We start from the raw sequence: 15,137 nt of genomic DNA, 5'->3' as shown, positions 1-15,137 counted from the left end.
CCTTAGGGCTTGTGACCTATGCTGTTGCCCATGCTAGGGTGTTTTTTAACAGCTCGGCGCCTTCACTGGTTAATATTGATTCTGGGTGAAATTGAAAACCAATGACTTTATCTTCTGGTTGAATGATTGCCATTGGCATTCCGTTAAATTCTGCATTAACGGTTAAGCTGCTCGGTACTTCAGTTGCGACTAATGAATGATAGCGTGCAACAGGTAAGGGCTGACTCAAACCGGCAAACATTAACTGACCATCATGGTTAATCGATGAGGCTTTACCATGCATGATCTCTTCTGCACGGCCAACTACGCCACCATACTGTTGTACCAGTGCTTGGTGTCCTAAACAAATGCCAATCATTGGATATTGACCGCGACACAAGCGGATCAGTTCCAACAAACAACCGGCTTCTGATGGATTACCAGGGCCCGGCGAAAGCACCACAACGGGGTTGTTTTCACATTGGTCTATTTGCTGTTTAATTGCTTCGGCACTAATACTGTTACGGTAAATTTTAACCTCATGCCCTAGGCTGCGGAATTGATCCACTAGGTTGTAAGTAAAAGAGTCAAAGTTGTCTAATAAAAATAAAGTATTGTTCATGTTGTCTCCGTTACTTAGCGTTGTGAGTTGTTGAGTTAGCTTCTGCCTTCATGATGGCAGCGAATGATGAACCTTGTGCGAGGGCTACGGCGTTTAATACTGCGGCTGCTTTACTGCGGGTCTCTTCGGCTTCGGCTTGTGGGTTTGAATCGTAAACTACCCCCGCACCAGCTTGTACATATGCAGTGCCATCTTTAACAAATGCAGAGCGAATAACAATACAGGTATCCATGGTGCCATCACCCGTAAGGTAACCAACGGCACCGCCATAACTACCACGGCGTTGCTGTTCTACTTGACGAACCAGTTCCGCGGCGCGGATCTTAGGTGCGCCAACTAACGTCCCCATGTTCATGCACGCTTGGTATGCATGTAGGGCATCAAGGTCATTGCGTAGTTTTCCTTTTACACGAGACACTAAGTGCATCACGTGGCTGTAACGATCGACGTTTAATAAGTTAGCCACATAACGTGTACCAGGCTGACTGATACGGGCTACGTCATTACGTGCTAAATCAACCAGCATGATGTGTTCGGCAGTTTCTTTCTTGTCTTGGCGCAATTCTAATTCGATACGGCCATCTAAGTCAGGGCAAATAGAACCATCTGCACGGAAACCACGACGACGAGTACCGGCAATCGGATAAATTTCTACATCATTAGTTTGCGCATCATATTTTAATGCACTTTCTGGAGATGCACCAAATAACACAAAGTCAGAATCGTTTAGGTAAAACATGTACGGACTTGCGTTCGTTTGTTTTAGTTTGGCATAAGCGGCTAACGAATCTGGACAAGGCAAGCTAAAGCAACGTGACGGTACAACTTGGAAAATGTCACCTCTACGGATGTAATCTTTTAAATCTTCAACTGTCGCGCAGAACTCACTGTCACTAATATCGACGTTGAGCATTAGTGCTGCTGCTTTAGAGTCTGGTATTGCTGTTAAGACTGTCGCACATTCTGTTTGGATTCGGGCTAATTTTGCTTCTGTTTCGTTAAGTGCAGTTGCAAAGTACTCACCACCAAAGACACTACCGATTAATTTTGATTGTTGAGTTTGGCGATCAATCACAATTAATGTTTCGGCAATATAGAATACAAAATCAGGACAGATATTGGCGCCATCCGGCACACTTGGTAATTCTTCAACACTGGCAATCATGTCATAAGCAAAACAGCCTCCGAGAAATAATGCTTCATGAAAAGGCGTTTCGGGGATGACACGGTTGATAATAGTGCGTAAAGCGTCGAAAGGTGATGATGACTGTAAGCGGGAATCTTCATCAAGGCTATCGTCAGTCGGGGCGAATATTAAAGCTAGTTTGTTATGACTCAGAGACGTAATGGCATCGTTGCCAAGTTGGGTTTTAAATTCATCGGCTAAGAATGGGAGAAGGTTTTCACCATTCAGGGTTAATGCTGTGAATTCAACGGTACGCCCAAAACAGGCGATTTTAACCGCCGCATCGAGCAAAATTAAACTTTGCAGTGCGGTTTTTGTGACTATATCAGCCGACTCTAATAATAAGCTGTTACCGCTTGGGCGATACATGTGGCGATAGAAGGCAAGGGGATCGTCAATATGAGGGCAATCTTGCTGAATCGAATGTAATTTTCCTGGCGCTAATCGTTGCGTCATCGCACTTTCCTTGCTCTAGTTTGTCTAAATTTCCAATAAAAAAGCCCGCTTCAATGAAACGGGCTTTAATGTTTGTTATTTTTTGTAGATTTACATTTACTGCAGATATCACAAAATCACATGCCCGTTTAGAGAGGGATGTGCCACCACCAACTGATTGTTTGGTTTGTAATATTTTGCATTGCGTTTGAGCCATAAAGTTATCTAAGTAGGTTAAACTTAGGCGTTTAGGGCTATTATTGTCAATACATTTATTAATTTTTGTGTGAAATTGTTAAATAAAACTTATAATAGGGCCTTATTGTGCTTTTTTTTGAATTTTTATCGCTGGATACGCTTTATTTTTATGATATACGATTTACATTCTCATACGACAGCCTCTGACGGTTCTTTAAGTCCAGCTGAACTAGTCCAACGTGCGGTTCTACATCGCGTTGATGTGTTAGCGATTACCGATCACGATACTACGGCTGGCCTCCAAGAAGCCCATGATACGATTGCAGCCAATCAATTACCGCTTACTTTAGTTAATGGTGTTGAAGTTTCAACCAATTGGCAAAACCATGAGATTCATGTGGTTGGCTTAAATGTTGACCTCGAGAACCCTGTGTTGCAGGCATTCTTAGCAGAACAGCGTAATAAGCGTGAAGAGCGCGCGGTTGAAATGGGTAATCGTTTAGCCAAAGCGCGTATTCCAAATGCGTATGAAGGCGCGAAAGCACTTGCTGGCGATGCCAGTATTACTCGCAGTCACTTTGCTAAATATTTAGTTGAGCAAGGCGTTGAAAATACCTTTCAAAATGTATTTAAACGTTTCTTAGCTAAGGGAAAAACTGGCTATGTGCCACCCAACTGGGCAACAATTGAACAAACGATCGAAATAATTCATCAATCTGGTGGGCAAGCTGTACTGGCTCATCCGCTGCAGTATAAACTGTCAACTAAATGGTTTAAAAGATTATTAGCTGCCTTCGAAGAAGCGGGTGGTGATGCTTTAGAAGTGGGACAGCCACAACAAGGTATTACCGAACGTACTCAGTTAGCCAGTTATGGTCGTGATTATAATTTGTCTGGGTCTGTTGGTTCTGATTTTCATCGGCCAAGCAGCTGGACTGAATTAGGTCGAAATTTATATATCCCTAAGGATTGTACCCCAGTGTGGTCGTCTTGGCCTGAAGGTGATGCGAAACTTGCCTCCACTGTGGAGCAAGGCGCTTAAGTTTACCAAGTGGTAATTAAGCTGTGTCAACGATGGTCACTAAACAGTTAAGGAGTAATAATTTATGAGTCAATTTTTCTATATACACCCTGATAACCCGCAAGCGCGTTTAATCAGTCAGGCGGTTGCTATTTTACGCAATGGTGGTGTGATCATCTATCCAACAGATTCTGGCTATGCGCTAGGCTGTCATATTGGTGATAAAATGGCGTTAGAGCGTATTTGTAAAATCCGTAAGTTAGATAAAGAGCATAACTTTACTTTGTTATGCCGTGATTTATCGGAGTTGTCGTTATACGCACGCGTTGATAATCAAGCTTATCGCGCGCTTAAAAATAATACCCCGGGTCCTTTTACGTTTATTTTTAAAGGAACCAAAGAGGTGCCGCGTCGTTTAGTGAATCCTAAGCGTAAAACAATCGGTATTCGTGTGCCAGACAACACAATTGCATTGGCATTATTAGATGCACTCGGTGAACCTATGATGTCGACGTCGTTAATCTTACCGGGTAACGAAGGTGCAGAATTTGATCCAGAAGCGATCCGAGACCAACTTGAAAACCAAGTGGAGCTCATTATCAATGGTGGTTACTTAGGCGAGCAAGCGACAACGGTTATTGATTATTCGGAAGGTGATGCCGTTATTCTTCGTCAAGGTGCCGGTGATGCATCTTCTTTCGTGTAACCTGTGGTAGAGTCTAGCACTGCGATTGCCAAGGTTAATGGCGAGTTATTACGTAAAGTTCCCAAGGATTTGTTTATTCCGCCAGATGCGCTGAGTGTATTCTTAGACGCATTTGAAGGACCGTTAGATTTATTGTTGTATTTAATCAAAAAGCAAAAACTCGATATTTTACAGCTACCGATGCAAAAAATCACCGCGCAATACATGGAATACGTGGATCTGATGACTACGTTGAAAATTGAACTTGCCGGTGAGTATTTGGTCATGGCAGCTTTGTTGGCTGAAATTAAATCACGGTTATTACTCCCTAAACTCGTGGTGGCAGAAGAAGAGTTGGACGATCCGCGTCTCGTGCTGATCCGACAGCTACAAGAATATGAAATCTTTAAGAACGCGGCAGAAAATCTAGATAAGCATCCAAGGATCCAGCGCGATATTTTTGTTGCTAACGCCGAACTGCCAGAAAATATTACGACAACCCCGTTATTAGCTGAAGTATCTCTGCGCGACTTGGCGTATAATCTGCAAAAATTACTCAAGAAAGCAGAACACTTCGAGCATCATCAGATCCAACGTGAAGTATTAACCACGCGTGAAAAGATGACCCATATACTGGCATTACTGCAAGATGGTAAGGTGCGAACTTTCCATCAAGTACTCGATCTTAAAGAAGGTCGACGTGGTATCGTGGTGAGTTTTCTGGCGATCCTTGAGTTACTTAAAGAGTCTTTAATTAGCCTTATCCAGAATAATCCTTTGGGTGAGATATACTTAAGTTTAGCCGAATAAGTATGAGACCTGAGTGTGAATACAACACCTTATAAACAGATTATTGAAGCGGCTATTTTTGTTGCGAAGAAACCGTTATCATTAGCGGCTTTATGCCGTGATGTTCTTGCCGATGAAGGCTTAAGCCGTCAACAAGTGACCGCCTACATTGCCGAGATAAGCGCCGATTATCATGATAAAGGTATCGAGCTGGTGGAAGTAGCCAGTGGTTATCGCTTTCAAGCGCGTTCACATTTAACGCCTTGGTTGCAGCGTATGTTGCAAGATAAGCCCGCGAAATATTCGCGCGCGACATTAGAAACATTAGCACTGATTGCTTATCGTCAACCCGTAAGTCGGGGTGATATTGAAGCAGTTCGTGGGGTTGCTGTGAGTAGCCAAACGATCCATACGCTTGAAGAGCGTGAATGGATCAAAGTGATTGGCCGCAAAGAAGTACCGGGTAGACCGGCTTTATATGCGACAACGACCCAATTTTTGGATTACTTTGCTATTAAAAGTATCCAAGAGTTACCCCCATTGGACGAAGCGTTATTGGCTAAATTAGCCGCCATGGACGAAGAAACATTGTTAGATATTTAACAGTATCAAATAAAAATAACTGTGTTGGGTATCTGAGGATATCTGGCACATACAAAATTTTTTAATTGCGAAATAAGATCGTAACTTAATATTTAGGAAAACTGATGAGTGAAAAGCTACAGAAAGTACTAGCACGTGCTGGTTTAGGTTCCCGTCGTGAGATGGAAGCTGTGATCGCAGAAGGCCGTGTCAGCGTTAATGGTGAGATTGTGACATTGGGTACCCGTGTTGAAGATACGGACAAAGTTCGTTTGGATGGCAATCCGGTACACGTGATCACTGAAGAAGAAAACGTTTGTCGTATTCTTGCATACCATAAGCCTGAAGGTGAGTTATGTACACGTAAAGATCCAGAAGGTCGTAAGACAGTATTCGATCGTCTACCACCATTAAAAAGCGGCCGTTGGATCGCGATTGGTCGTCTAGATATCAATACATCTGGTCTATTGTTATTTACGACAGATGGTGAGCTAGCAAACCGTCTAATGCACCCTAGTCACGAAGTAGAGCGTGAATACTCTTGTCGTATCTTTGGTGAAGTAACACCAAAAATTATTCAAAACCTACGTATGGGTGTTGAATTGGAAGATGGCCCTGCCAAATTCCAAAAGATTAAAGGTGTTGCAGAGGGGACTGGTGGTGAAGGTCTTAACCAATGGTACAACGTATTATTGAGTGAAGGTCGTAACCGTGAAGTACGTCGTTTATGGGAATCTCAAGGTATTCAGGTAAGTCGTCTTATCCGTATCCGTTATGGTTCATTAGTACTTGATCGTCGTTTACCACGTGGCGGTTGGTCTGAACTTGCACTAAACGAAATTAACTACTTACGCGTACTTGTGTCATTACCACCAGAAACGACTGCACGTAACTTAGATCGTAGAGAAACTCGTATTCGTCAAGGCCGTATCCGTCGTTCATTGAAAAATAATGACGCACGTCAAAAGCCGACTAAAAGCGGTCGATTGGGTAAAGAGATCGAAGAAACCAATGAACCTCGTGGTAAAGGTCGTACTAAGCCTACGGGTTCTGGTATACCAATCCACAAAGGTAAGAAAGGCCCTGCTAAACAGCAGCGAGGCCCTAAAGCGAAAAAACGTACTCGTATCTAATAAGACGTTTTTAATTGCAACGCGCTATTTATAACAAAATAGACGTGACTGTATAACGCGTTATCCCTGCCTGCAATCGGCATTGGGTTAACGCGTTTTTTTATGCCTGCGACTGACACTGCTTTATCAGTGACTGTATATCATTGCCACTGGGTTGCTGAAAAGCGTGTAGGCCAAATGCAGGTAATACCGAGAAGATATGATCAAAGATATCTGCTTGTATGTCTTCATAAAAAGCCCAACGTGTTTCATCGGTAAAAATATAGATCTCGATTGGCATGCCTTGTGTCGTAGGTGCTAATTGTCTTACTAATAATGTCATGTCTTTACGTACTTTCGGGTGCTGTTGTAAGTAAGCTAACAAGTATGTGCGGAATGTTCCTATATTGGTCAAACCACGGCCGTTCACCGCTTTCTCGTCTTCATTGAAGTCGAGATTAAAAGTATTGATATCAAAGCTTTTATCCGCAAGGTAGTTTTTTAATAAATGAACCTTACCAAGACGTTGTAACTCATCTTTGGTTAAAAAATTGATGCTTTGAATATCAATAAAGAGGCTACGCTTGATACGGCGGCCGCCTGACTCACTCATACCACGCCAGTTTTTAAACGCGTCAGAGACCAAAGCATAAGCTGGTAGCATGGTAATTGTTTTATCAAAGTTACGTACTTTAACTGTGGTTAACGATACTTCTTCAACCGTACCGTCTGCACCGTATTTATCCATTTGGATCCAATCGCCCTTGGTGACCATCTGGTTCGTGGCTAACTGGATACCGGCGACAAAACCTAAAATGGTATCTTTGAATATCAGCATGATGAAACCAGTCGCTACACCCAAGCCGCTTAAGAAATAAATTGGTGTTTGGTTGGATAAAATAGAGACAGTAATAATGGCTGTTATAAAAAATAAAAACAGTTTAATTAATTGAATAAAGCTAGTGATGGGTAAGCGTTTTGTTGCTTTGTGCTCATCGGCTATTTGTGCAATAGCATTCAATACAGCATAAATCGCGCGTATAAATAAAATCACTAACAGAGCAGTAAGAAGGCGACCAAGAATATCGGAAACAAACGGAGACCATACAGAGAACAGAGGTAGTAGTAGCTCAATAACCAGTAGTGGCACTAATAATGCGAACTTCTCTAAGACACCATGTGCAACAAATTTATCATCCCAAGTCGCTTTGGAGCGAGCTGATATGACTTTCATTGCTTTAATCACGACACGTTTCACTATTACATAAGATATCCCCGCTAGACTCAAACATAATACGAGTAGTATTAGGTTGTAAGTATTTGCCCCTGTATTATTTAACGTATCGCTCTCTGAGAGCCATTGTGAAATCATTAACCTTAGTTCTTTATCCAATGTCATTATCCTACTACGGTAATAAAACGATATGATATTCATTATATTTAGTGATTAGCAATAATTATTATCAAATTCCTCTTCTATCCTGTATTTTTTCATTGATGAAGAACATAAAAATCACCATTAGTTCGCTAAAATTGATATTGCCAATAGCTAAAAACAGTTTTATAACATACATTACACAAGTTTTTATCATTTTGAGAGGGAAGGCACACAACATGGCAATGAAGCTTATTTTAATTATCTTGTTTGGATTAGCACCTGCAACGTTTGCGTTTGCATCAGGTGGCGGTGGAGACATTGTTGATCTTACTGCGTCCAGAATAGGCTATTTTGCTGTAATTATCTTTACCTGCGCATACTTGCTGGTAATGGCGGAAGAGCATTTACATTTACGAAAATCAAAACCTGTCTTGGTGGCAGCAGGTATTATTTGGGCTCTCATTGGTTGGCACTATGCTAGCTTAGGCATGTCAGATGTAGCTGAGGCTGCGTTTAGGCATAATCTGTTAGAGTATGCTGAACTATTGCTGTTCTTACTAGTCGCGATGACTTACATCAATGCGATGGAAGAGCGTCAGTTATTTGATGCACTGCGCAGTTGGATGTTAGGTAAAGGTCTCGATCTGAGGGGCTTATTTTGGCTAACGGGTATTCTCGCATTCTTTATTTCTCCGATTGCCGATAACTTAACCACAGCACTGCTTATGTGTGCGGTGGTAATGAAAGTTGCAGGGGAAGATAAGAAGTTTATTAACCTTGCTTGTATTAATATCGTTGTTGCCGCAAATGCGGGTGGTGCGTTCAGTCCATTTGGTGATATTACAACCCTAATGGTATGGCAAAAGGGCATGGTCGAATTTAATGAATTCGCTGCGTTATTCTTACCATCTGTGGTTAATTTCATCGTACCAGCTACGATAATGACGTTCTTCATTCCTAAAAATGCCAAGTTATCTGGTGTACAAGAAATCGTATATACCAAACGTGGTGCGAAGCGTATCGTCTTGTTATTCCTATTGACAGTTACATCAGCTGTTGCTGCACACAGCGTGTTACACATGCCACCAGTATTAGGCATGATGACTGGCCTGGGTTATCTGCAATTCTTTGGTTACTTCCTGCGTAAAACGCTGCCAATCTCGTTAGAGCGTAAACGTGCAAAAGCAGAACTTGCTAACGACGAAAAAGCCTTGCAACAGCTTGGTGGTGTTGTGCCATTTGACGTATTTAACAAAGTTGCTAAAGCAGAATGGGATACCCTATTATTCTTCTACGGCGTGATCATGTGTGTGGGTGGTCTAGGCTTTATGGGTTACCTCAGCCTAGCTTCTGGCATTATGTATGGCACGTGGGATACGACAATGGCAAACGTGGCTGTTGGTGTCTTGTCGGCGATCGTTGATAATATTCCGGTGATGTTTGCGGTATTAAGCATGGAACCAGATATGTCTTTGGGTCAATGGTTATTAGTGACCTTAACAGCGGGCGTGGGCGGTAGTTTACTGTCTATTGGTTCGGCTGCTGGTGTGGCGCTAATGGGTCAAGCACGTGGACTGTATACTTTTGCAGGTCATCTACGTTGGGCTCCAGTGATTGCACTGGGTTACATAGCTTCTATTTTTTGCCATTTATGGCTGAATGGCGGTTTGTTTTAACTGATTAGTTTTACTTTGGGCATTAATCAAATACATTTATTGTATTGATTAATGCTCATTTCACTTTGTTATACATAAACCATAAAATTAGCGCTATAGCTTATCTGTGTATTTTGCTATAAATGCTTGCAGTTTAGGAATACCGGATTCTCCTATCTGCTCTGATTTCCAACATTGAAAAATAGCTGTTTCATGGTCTGCAATAAGCTGGAATGTTTCGAATTCTTGAGTGGTTTCTATCACCCATAAGCGATATTGACGCTCGTAAGGCTCTACCCAATTAATCAATGTGTCAACGAGTTCTGACCAAGGTAGGTTTATCCAAGCACTGGCATCTTTGATGCCTTTAGCATTCATTAAGCTATCGTTTCGGTCATATTCTATGTTGTTTTTATTCAAGCTTATTTCTAGAAGGTCTGCAGTTAAGCGCTCAACTTGGATTAAGGAGTGCCATAATGCTATTAATGACTTATTTGTATAATTGTTTGCAAAGTGAGTGAAAAAAGAAATACCATAAATTTCGCCTCTGTAAGCACTATGAATACGTTTTTCCATGAATATTCCTTAACGATTAATGACTAAACGATAGTAGTATTTTGCCATCAAAATGAAAGAAATAATAGTGGCTAACTATTCTTATCAATCTCATCTGCTTGCGTTTGTACTGCATATTGTAGTTGCTCTTCTAGTTCATCATGTTCTGGTTTATCCTTGATCGACACACTCAATTCGCTGTCATCGAACACGTCAGAGCATTGTAAGATCTCGACCATATCAGAAGCGATATCAGGAACTGAATCAACCATAGTACTGGCGATATCAACGGCATATTCAGGGATAGTTTCTGCAATTTGAGTGACGTATTCATTGACCGCAGTTTCGATATTAGCTGTGGTATCACCCGGTGCAGCTTGCTCTGCTTCAATGAGGTTAGCTACGTACGCTTCGGCGACCACGTTCGATGATTCTGGTAGCGCTTCTGATACTGCTAAGGCTAACTCGGCAGACTGTTCAGGTGATACGTCTGTTAAACGGCTATACAACTCAGTTGCGGTCTGTTCAGATGCGGCAGCAGCACGATCGACAGGACGCATTTCATCTAACGAATTAGATAGACTGGTCATGTATTGATCTGTCATTTCTAACAATTCTTCTTGGTGATCTTCAACCATATTTTCAGCCGCAACTTCCATTACATCAATACCGTTGTCTGGCATTGAGTTGGCGATGGCAACAATAATATTGGTAAATTGGTCGGGACGTTCGGTGGTGATCCAGTCGACTAATTCTTCAGCTTGTTCAGGCGAGGCATTGGTCAGTGCTTCTGCGATATGAAGACTCATCTCTGGTGCGGCTGCTGTGATGGCGCGATACAGACGGCTAATATCAATTTCGTCAATGGTACTTAATGCTGCGGCTAAGTTCGAGGCATCATTTGGATCGCGCATAGCTAAAGTTTTTGCCATGTTCACGGCGGCGGCCGGATTGTTAGCGGCTAAACTAATCGCCACTTCAACTTCTGACGTTGGTTCAAAAGAAGGTTGTGCATACTGGGTTCGTGGATCCAGTTCTGATGCAACACCTGAGGGGGTTTGCATGATGAAGTTTTCTTGTTCATCGCGTGGTAATGCGGTCTGATTGACCATATTACCAATGATCAAAGCCAGTAATGTCATGGCCGTCATGCTCGTAAATGAAAACAATGCAGCACTGCCAAACATGTTCATGGCGATTGACGCTAGATTGGGACCCAGAATACTACCCAGTGCGTAAATGAGTAGTAAGGATCCCATTGCTGCTAGGATTTGTTCTCTTAATACTTTATCGAAGGTTTCTGACATGCTCATTGGGTAGAGGCAAGCGGTTAGCCCCATCACGATCGCAATCGTTAGCAAGGTGAGATTAAATTGTGATGAACTAATCAGTTGCGGTATTAATAAAGACAATGCTGCAATGGTTAATACCATACCGATCATGGTTTTACGACGGTCAAAATGGTCGGATAAATAGGCGATAGGGTATTGGAAAATGATGGCGCCAAAGATAGATGCCCCCATGAATATGGATAAACTGAAACCTTGAATACCATTATCATTGGCAAAAATAGGCAGCATGTTGACTAAGCCAGCATAAAGAAAACCGCCATAAAAACAGCAGATAACGCCGAGCGGTGACAGCTTCATAATGGTCATTAAGGACATGGACTGACTGTCTTCAATCTGCGGCCCTTGATGCTTACTTATCACCATGGGGGTTATAGAAAGGCTAAATAGAATACCGGATATCACAAACAAGGTGACATCGCTAATCGGTGCCACGTTCAACAAAAATTGACCAGAGAACAGCGCAGACATGATCACCATCTGGTTAATTGATAATATTCGTCCACGGCTTTCTTCTGTAGCGCTATGGCTTAACCAGCTATCGAGTGTGGCATTGGCACAGGCCATACAAAACCCAGTGAGCATACGCATTGCAGCTAACATTAACGGCTCTGGATACAGGCCTGAAAGCAAGATTGCCACCGAAGTTAAGCTACCGCACATGGCAAATATACGAATGTGGCCAACCCGCTGTAATAGTGTTCGACTATAGAGAGCACCTAGTAAGAAGCCCACTGACAGCATAGATAAGATGATACCTATGTTGTCGACGCTGATACCGTCATTTTGCATGCGTACAGGCAATAGAATATTACTTAAGCCATAGCCAAGCATGAGCAAAAAGCCACTGACAAGTAGCAATATGAAAGGTTTCAAGGTCGTGGTCACAAGTGTGTTCTCTTTTCTATTTTATCTAAAATTGTTAATTAGTAATTCCAGTAAGCTTTATAACATATAACTAACAAATGATGGCATCAGATTACGACTTTGTGTAAATATTTTCACGCCTCTAAAAATGCTGTACACTTAACCAGTCTTAAACAACTTTTTCTGGTTAATTTTGTCTGCTACATATCTGGGTTTTTTATTATCGCGCCATAGCCGTGATCGTAATGGTAACAATGAATTAAGCTACTGGTTAGCATCTGAAATGGGTGCGGTTAAACTGATCCCGGCAACTCAGCCGCTGGTGATGTTCATTCCTCAAGATCAACTTACCACAGCATTAGCTTGTTTAAGTGAATTGAATCCACGTTTTACTTATAAAAATCTGAAAATGCGCAGTTTTGATTTAGAATTCATGAGTGCCTTTTATTTCCGGACTTCGCATGATTTTCACCGCGCACAAGAGTTATTAAGACGTAAGCTGGTCACTGTATTAGAAGCCGATATTCGCCCGCCTGAGCGTTACTTAATGGAGCGTTTTATCAAAGGCGCAGTCGAGTTCATGGGCACGCCTGTACAACGTAAAGGCTATGTTGAATTTCAACAAGCGCAGCTTAAACCAGCGGAACTGCCTGATAACTTAGTCGATAAAATAAAACAGATCTCACTGGATATCGAATGTTCAGAACACGGTGAGCTTTACTCTATTGGTTTGTATTCATTAAGCCCAGCCTATTGCCCTGATGGTCAGCCCTTTAAACGGGTATACATGATAGGTGAGCAGCCTGAGCGCGATTTAGCACAAACTCCTGAAAGCGAGCCGTTAATCCATTGGGTTGCCGACGAGAAAAGTTTATTACTGGCGCTGCAAGCCTTTGTGATCAGTTACGATCCCGACATCTTTATTGGTTGGAATGTAATTAACTTTGATTTCCGTTTATTAGCCCAACGTGCCACATTCCATAATCTTAAATTAGCATTGGGTCGAGGTGGGCAAAACCTGCATTGGCGAGATGGCCGTACCCCACAACAACAAGGCTTTCTGACTTTACACGGTCGTGTTGTCGTTGACGGTATTGATAGTCTAAAAACCGCAACTTATAGCTTTCCCAGCTTTAGTTTAGAAAACGTGGCGCAAGAGATACTTGGTGTCGGTAAAGATACTGACGATGTGGATAACCGCATGGAACAGATCAACCACGATTTTTATTTTAACAAGGTCAAGCTAGCGAAATACAACTTGCAAGATTGCGTCTTAGTGTGGGATATTTTTGTTAAAACCCGTTTGTTGGATTTCTTGTTATTACGCTCACAGTTAACCGGTTTAGAGCTAGATCGTAACGGTGGATCGGTATTGGCGTTTACCAACGTATACTTGCCTAAGTTACATCGAGCGGGTTATATCGCGCCAAATCTGCGTGAGAGTGGGGTAATGGCAAGTCCTGGCGGTTATGTGATGGATTCATTTCCTGGCTTGTATGATCATGTCATCGTACTGGATTTTAAAAGTCTGTATCCGTCAATTATTCGCACCTTTAAAATTGATCCGGTAGGGTTACTAGAAGGGGTTCAAAACCCGACTGAGGCGATTCCGGGTTTCCGTGGTGGTTTGTTTGATCGTGAAAAGCATTACCTTCCCGATATTATTACCGAACTGTGGTCGCAGCGCGATCAAGCCAAACTCGATAAAGATGCTGCCCGTTCACAGGCCATTAAAATCTTAATGAATTCGTTTTATGGTGTGTTAGGGTCGGGCGGTTGTCGTTTTTATGATACCCGTTTAGCCTCGTCGATCACCATGCGTGGGCAAGAAATCATGCAGACTACCGCAAAATGGATCGAAGAGCAGGGATATAAGGTGATTTACGGCGATACCGATTCCACCTTTGTATTACTCGATGCCGCCAAGTTTACCGAGGGTGATCGTAGCGAACAAGCCGATCGCATGGGCAAAGAGCTGTCAGAATATATTAACCAGCAGTGGCAACGACACCTACGTGAAGATTACGATATCGACTGTTTCTTAGATATTGAATACGAAGTGCATTATCACAAGTTTTTAATGCCGACTATCCGTGGATTAGATAAAGGCAGTAAAAAGCGCTATGCCGGATTAGTGAATACCAAAGACGGTGAAAAACTGATTTTCAAAGGGCTGGAAACCGTACGTACCGATTGGACTGACTTAGCCAAGATGTTCCAAATGGAGTTATACCATCGGGTATTTCATGGCTTAGCAGTCGAAGATTATGTGCTGGAAATTGTAGAAAGGACCTTAGCTGGTGAATTTAACGATAAGTTGGTTTATCGTAAGCGTTTACGCCAAGAATTGTCTGCTTATGTGAAGAACGTGCCGCCACATGTAAAAGCGGCGCGCGCTGCTGATGAGAAGAATCGCCAATTAGGGCAACCGTTACGTTATCAGCATAAAGCGTGGATCAGTTATGTGTTAACCCTGAGTGGCCCTGAAGCTGTCGAGCATCAACATTCGGTACTTGATTTTGAGCATTACATTGAAAAACAAATTAAACCTATTGCTGATGGTATCTTGCCATTTATTGGCTTGAGTTTTGATTTGATAACCGATCAACAAATGGGATTATTTTAATCCTACCACAACTCCCCCTGACAGTACTTTACCCGCATTTGTGAAACGTATCCTGACATATTAAGACAAACTAGTTTATCTTAATATGTTATGGATTT

General features: G+C 42.2%; 13 protein-coding genes. 7 read left to right on the top strand and 6 right to left on the bottom strand.

Translation table 11 applies throughout. The features are described 5' to 3' along the window. Positions 1-16: 16 nt before the first annotated feature. Genes HWV02_RS17115 through HWV02_RS17105 form a run of 3 tightly spaced genes read right to left on the bottom strand, consistent with a single transcriptional unit; the run spans position 17 to position 2,439 of the window. The gene (locus HWV02_RS17115; RefSeq protein WP_211672646.1) at positions 17-601 is read right to left on the bottom strand and encodes an aminodeoxychorismate/anthranilate synthase component II; all 585 of its coding nucleotides are present in this window, start codon (positions 599-601) and stop codon (positions 17-19) included. Positions 602-611: 10 nt separating this feature from the next. Then, positions 612-2,243, bottom strand: coding sequence for an anthranilate synthase component 1 (locus HWV02_RS17110; RefSeq protein WP_211676938.1), 1,632 nt, complete (start codon positions 2,241-2,243; stop codon positions 612-614). Then, positions 2,182-2,439 (bottom strand): hypothetical protein, encoded by a 258-nt coding sequence (locus HWV02_RS17105; protein ID WP_211672644.1) that lies wholly within the window; start codon positions 2,437-2,439, stop codon positions 2,182-2,184. The genes HWV02_RS17110 and HWV02_RS17105 overlap by 62 nt, the downstream gene beginning before the upstream one ends. Before the next feature lie 150 nt (positions 2,440-2,589). On the opposite strand from HWV02_RS17105, the gene HWV02_RS17100 reads away from it, so the two are divergent. From HWV02_RS17100 to rluB, 5 genes are all read left to right on the top strand, one after another. Beyond that, positions 2,590-3,462, top strand: a complete 873-nt coding sequence (locus HWV02_RS17100; protein ID WP_211672643.1) for a PHP domain-containing protein — start codon at positions 2,590-2,592, stop codon at positions 3,460-3,462. Positions 3,463-3,526: 64 nt separating this feature from the next. Beyond that, positions 3,527-4,147 carry an L-threonylcarbamoyladenylate synthase gene (locus tag HWV02_RS17095; RefSeq protein ID WP_211676937.1) on the top strand — a complete coding sequence of 207 codons (621 nt, stop codon included), beginning with the start codon at positions 3,527-3,529 and terminating at the stop codon, positions 4,145-4,147. 3 nt (positions 4,148-4,150) lie between these two features. Further along, the gene (locus HWV02_RS17090; protein WP_211676936.1) at positions 4,151-4,936 is read left to right on the top strand and encodes a ScpA family protein; all 786 of its coding nucleotides are present in this window, start codon (positions 4,151-4,153) and stop codon (positions 4,934-4,936) included. A 15-nt stretch (positions 4,937-4,951) separates the two neighbouring features. Continuing rightward, positions 4,952-5,518, top strand: a complete 567-nt coding sequence (scpB, locus tag HWV02_RS17085; RefSeq protein WP_370629410.1) for an SMC-Scp complex subunit ScpB — start codon at positions 4,952-4,954, stop codon at positions 5,516-5,518. 104 nt (positions 5,519-5,622) lie between these two features. Further along, positions 5,623-6,630: a 23S rRNA pseudouridine(2605) synthase RluB gene (rluB, locus tag HWV02_RS17080; RefSeq protein WP_211676935.1), complete on the top strand. Its 1,008-nt coding sequence runs from the start codon at positions 5,623-5,625 to the stop codon at positions 6,628-6,630. A 100-nt stretch (positions 6,631-6,730) separates the two neighbouring features. Here rluB and HWV02_RS17075 read toward each other — a convergent pair whose 3' ends face one another. Next, entirely contained in the window at positions 6,731-8,002 is a 1,272-nt protein-coding gene (locus tag HWV02_RS17075) for a mechanosensitive ion channel family protein (RefSeq protein ID WP_211688887.1), read from the bottom strand. Positions 8,003-8,223: 221 nt separating this feature from the next. On the opposite strand from HWV02_RS17075, the gene nhaD reads away from it, so the two are divergent. After that, positions 8,224-9,663, top strand: a complete 1,440-nt coding sequence (gene nhaD / locus HWV02_RS17070) for a sodium:proton antiporter NhaD (protein WP_211688886.1) — start codon at positions 8,224-8,226, stop codon at positions 9,661-9,663. A gap of 93 nt (positions 9,664-9,756) precedes the next feature. Here nhaD and HWV02_RS17065 read toward each other — a convergent pair whose 3' ends face one another. Together HWV02_RS17065 and HWV02_RS17060 are read right to left on the bottom strand one after the other, a co-directional pair. Further along, positions 9,757-10,218, bottom strand: a complete 462-nt coding sequence (locus tag HWV02_RS17065) for a hypothetical protein (protein ID WP_211688884.1) — start codon at positions 10,216-10,218, stop codon at positions 9,757-9,759. A 71-nt stretch (positions 10,219-10,289) separates the two neighbouring features. Next, positions 10,290-12,434 (bottom strand): MFS transporter, encoded by a 2,145-nt coding sequence (locus HWV02_RS17060; RefSeq protein WP_211688882.1) that lies wholly within the window; start codon positions 12,432-12,434, stop codon positions 10,290-10,292. A 172-nt stretch (positions 12,435-12,606) separates the two neighbouring features. On the opposite strand from HWV02_RS17060, the gene HWV02_RS17055 reads away from it, so the two are divergent. Beyond that, positions 12,607-15,039, top strand: a complete 2,433-nt coding sequence (locus HWV02_RS17055) for a DNA polymerase II (RefSeq protein WP_211676931.1) — start codon at positions 12,607-12,609, stop codon at positions 15,037-15,039. Positions 15,040-15,137 lie beyond the last annotated feature (98 nt).

Source organism: Moritella sp. 28 (assembly GCF_018219435.1).
GTDB lineage: Bacteria > Pseudomonadota > Gammaproteobacteria > Enterobacterales > Moritellaceae > Moritella.
The sequence above is the reverse complement of the archived record's forward strand: the minus strand, read 5'-3'. Positions and strand labels throughout refer to the sequence as shown.

Coding starts and splice junctions, on each gene's coding strand:
- rluB (WP_211676935.1), top strand. CDS start 5,623: ATGAGTGAAAAGCTACAGAAAGTACTAGCACGTGCTGGTTTAGGTTCC.
- HWV02_RS17115 (WP_211672646.1), bottom strand. CDS start 601: ATGAACAATACTTTATTTTTATTAGACAACTTTGACTCTTTTACTTAC.
- HWV02_RS17105 (WP_211672644.1), bottom strand. CDS start 2,439: ATGGCTCAAACGCAATGCAAAATATTACAAACCAAACAATCAGTTGGT.
- HWV02_RS17100 (WP_211672643.1), top strand. CDS start 2,590: ATGATATACGATTTACATTCTCATACGACAGCCTCTGACGGTTCTTTA.
- HWV02_RS17095 (WP_211676937.1), top strand. CDS start 3,527: ATGAGTCAATTTTTCTATATACACCCTGATAACCCGCAAGCGCGTTTA.
- nhaD (WP_211688886.1), top strand. CDS start 8,224: ATGGCAATGAAGCTTATTTTAATTATCTTGTTTGGATTAGCACCTGCA.
- HWV02_RS17065 (WP_211688884.1), bottom strand. CDS start 10,218: ATGGAAAAACGTATTCATAGTGCTTACAGAGGCGAAATTTATGGTATT.
- HWV02_RS17110 (WP_211676938.1), bottom strand. CDS start 2,243: ATGACGCAACGATTAGCGCCAGGAAAATTACATTCGATTCAGCAAGAT.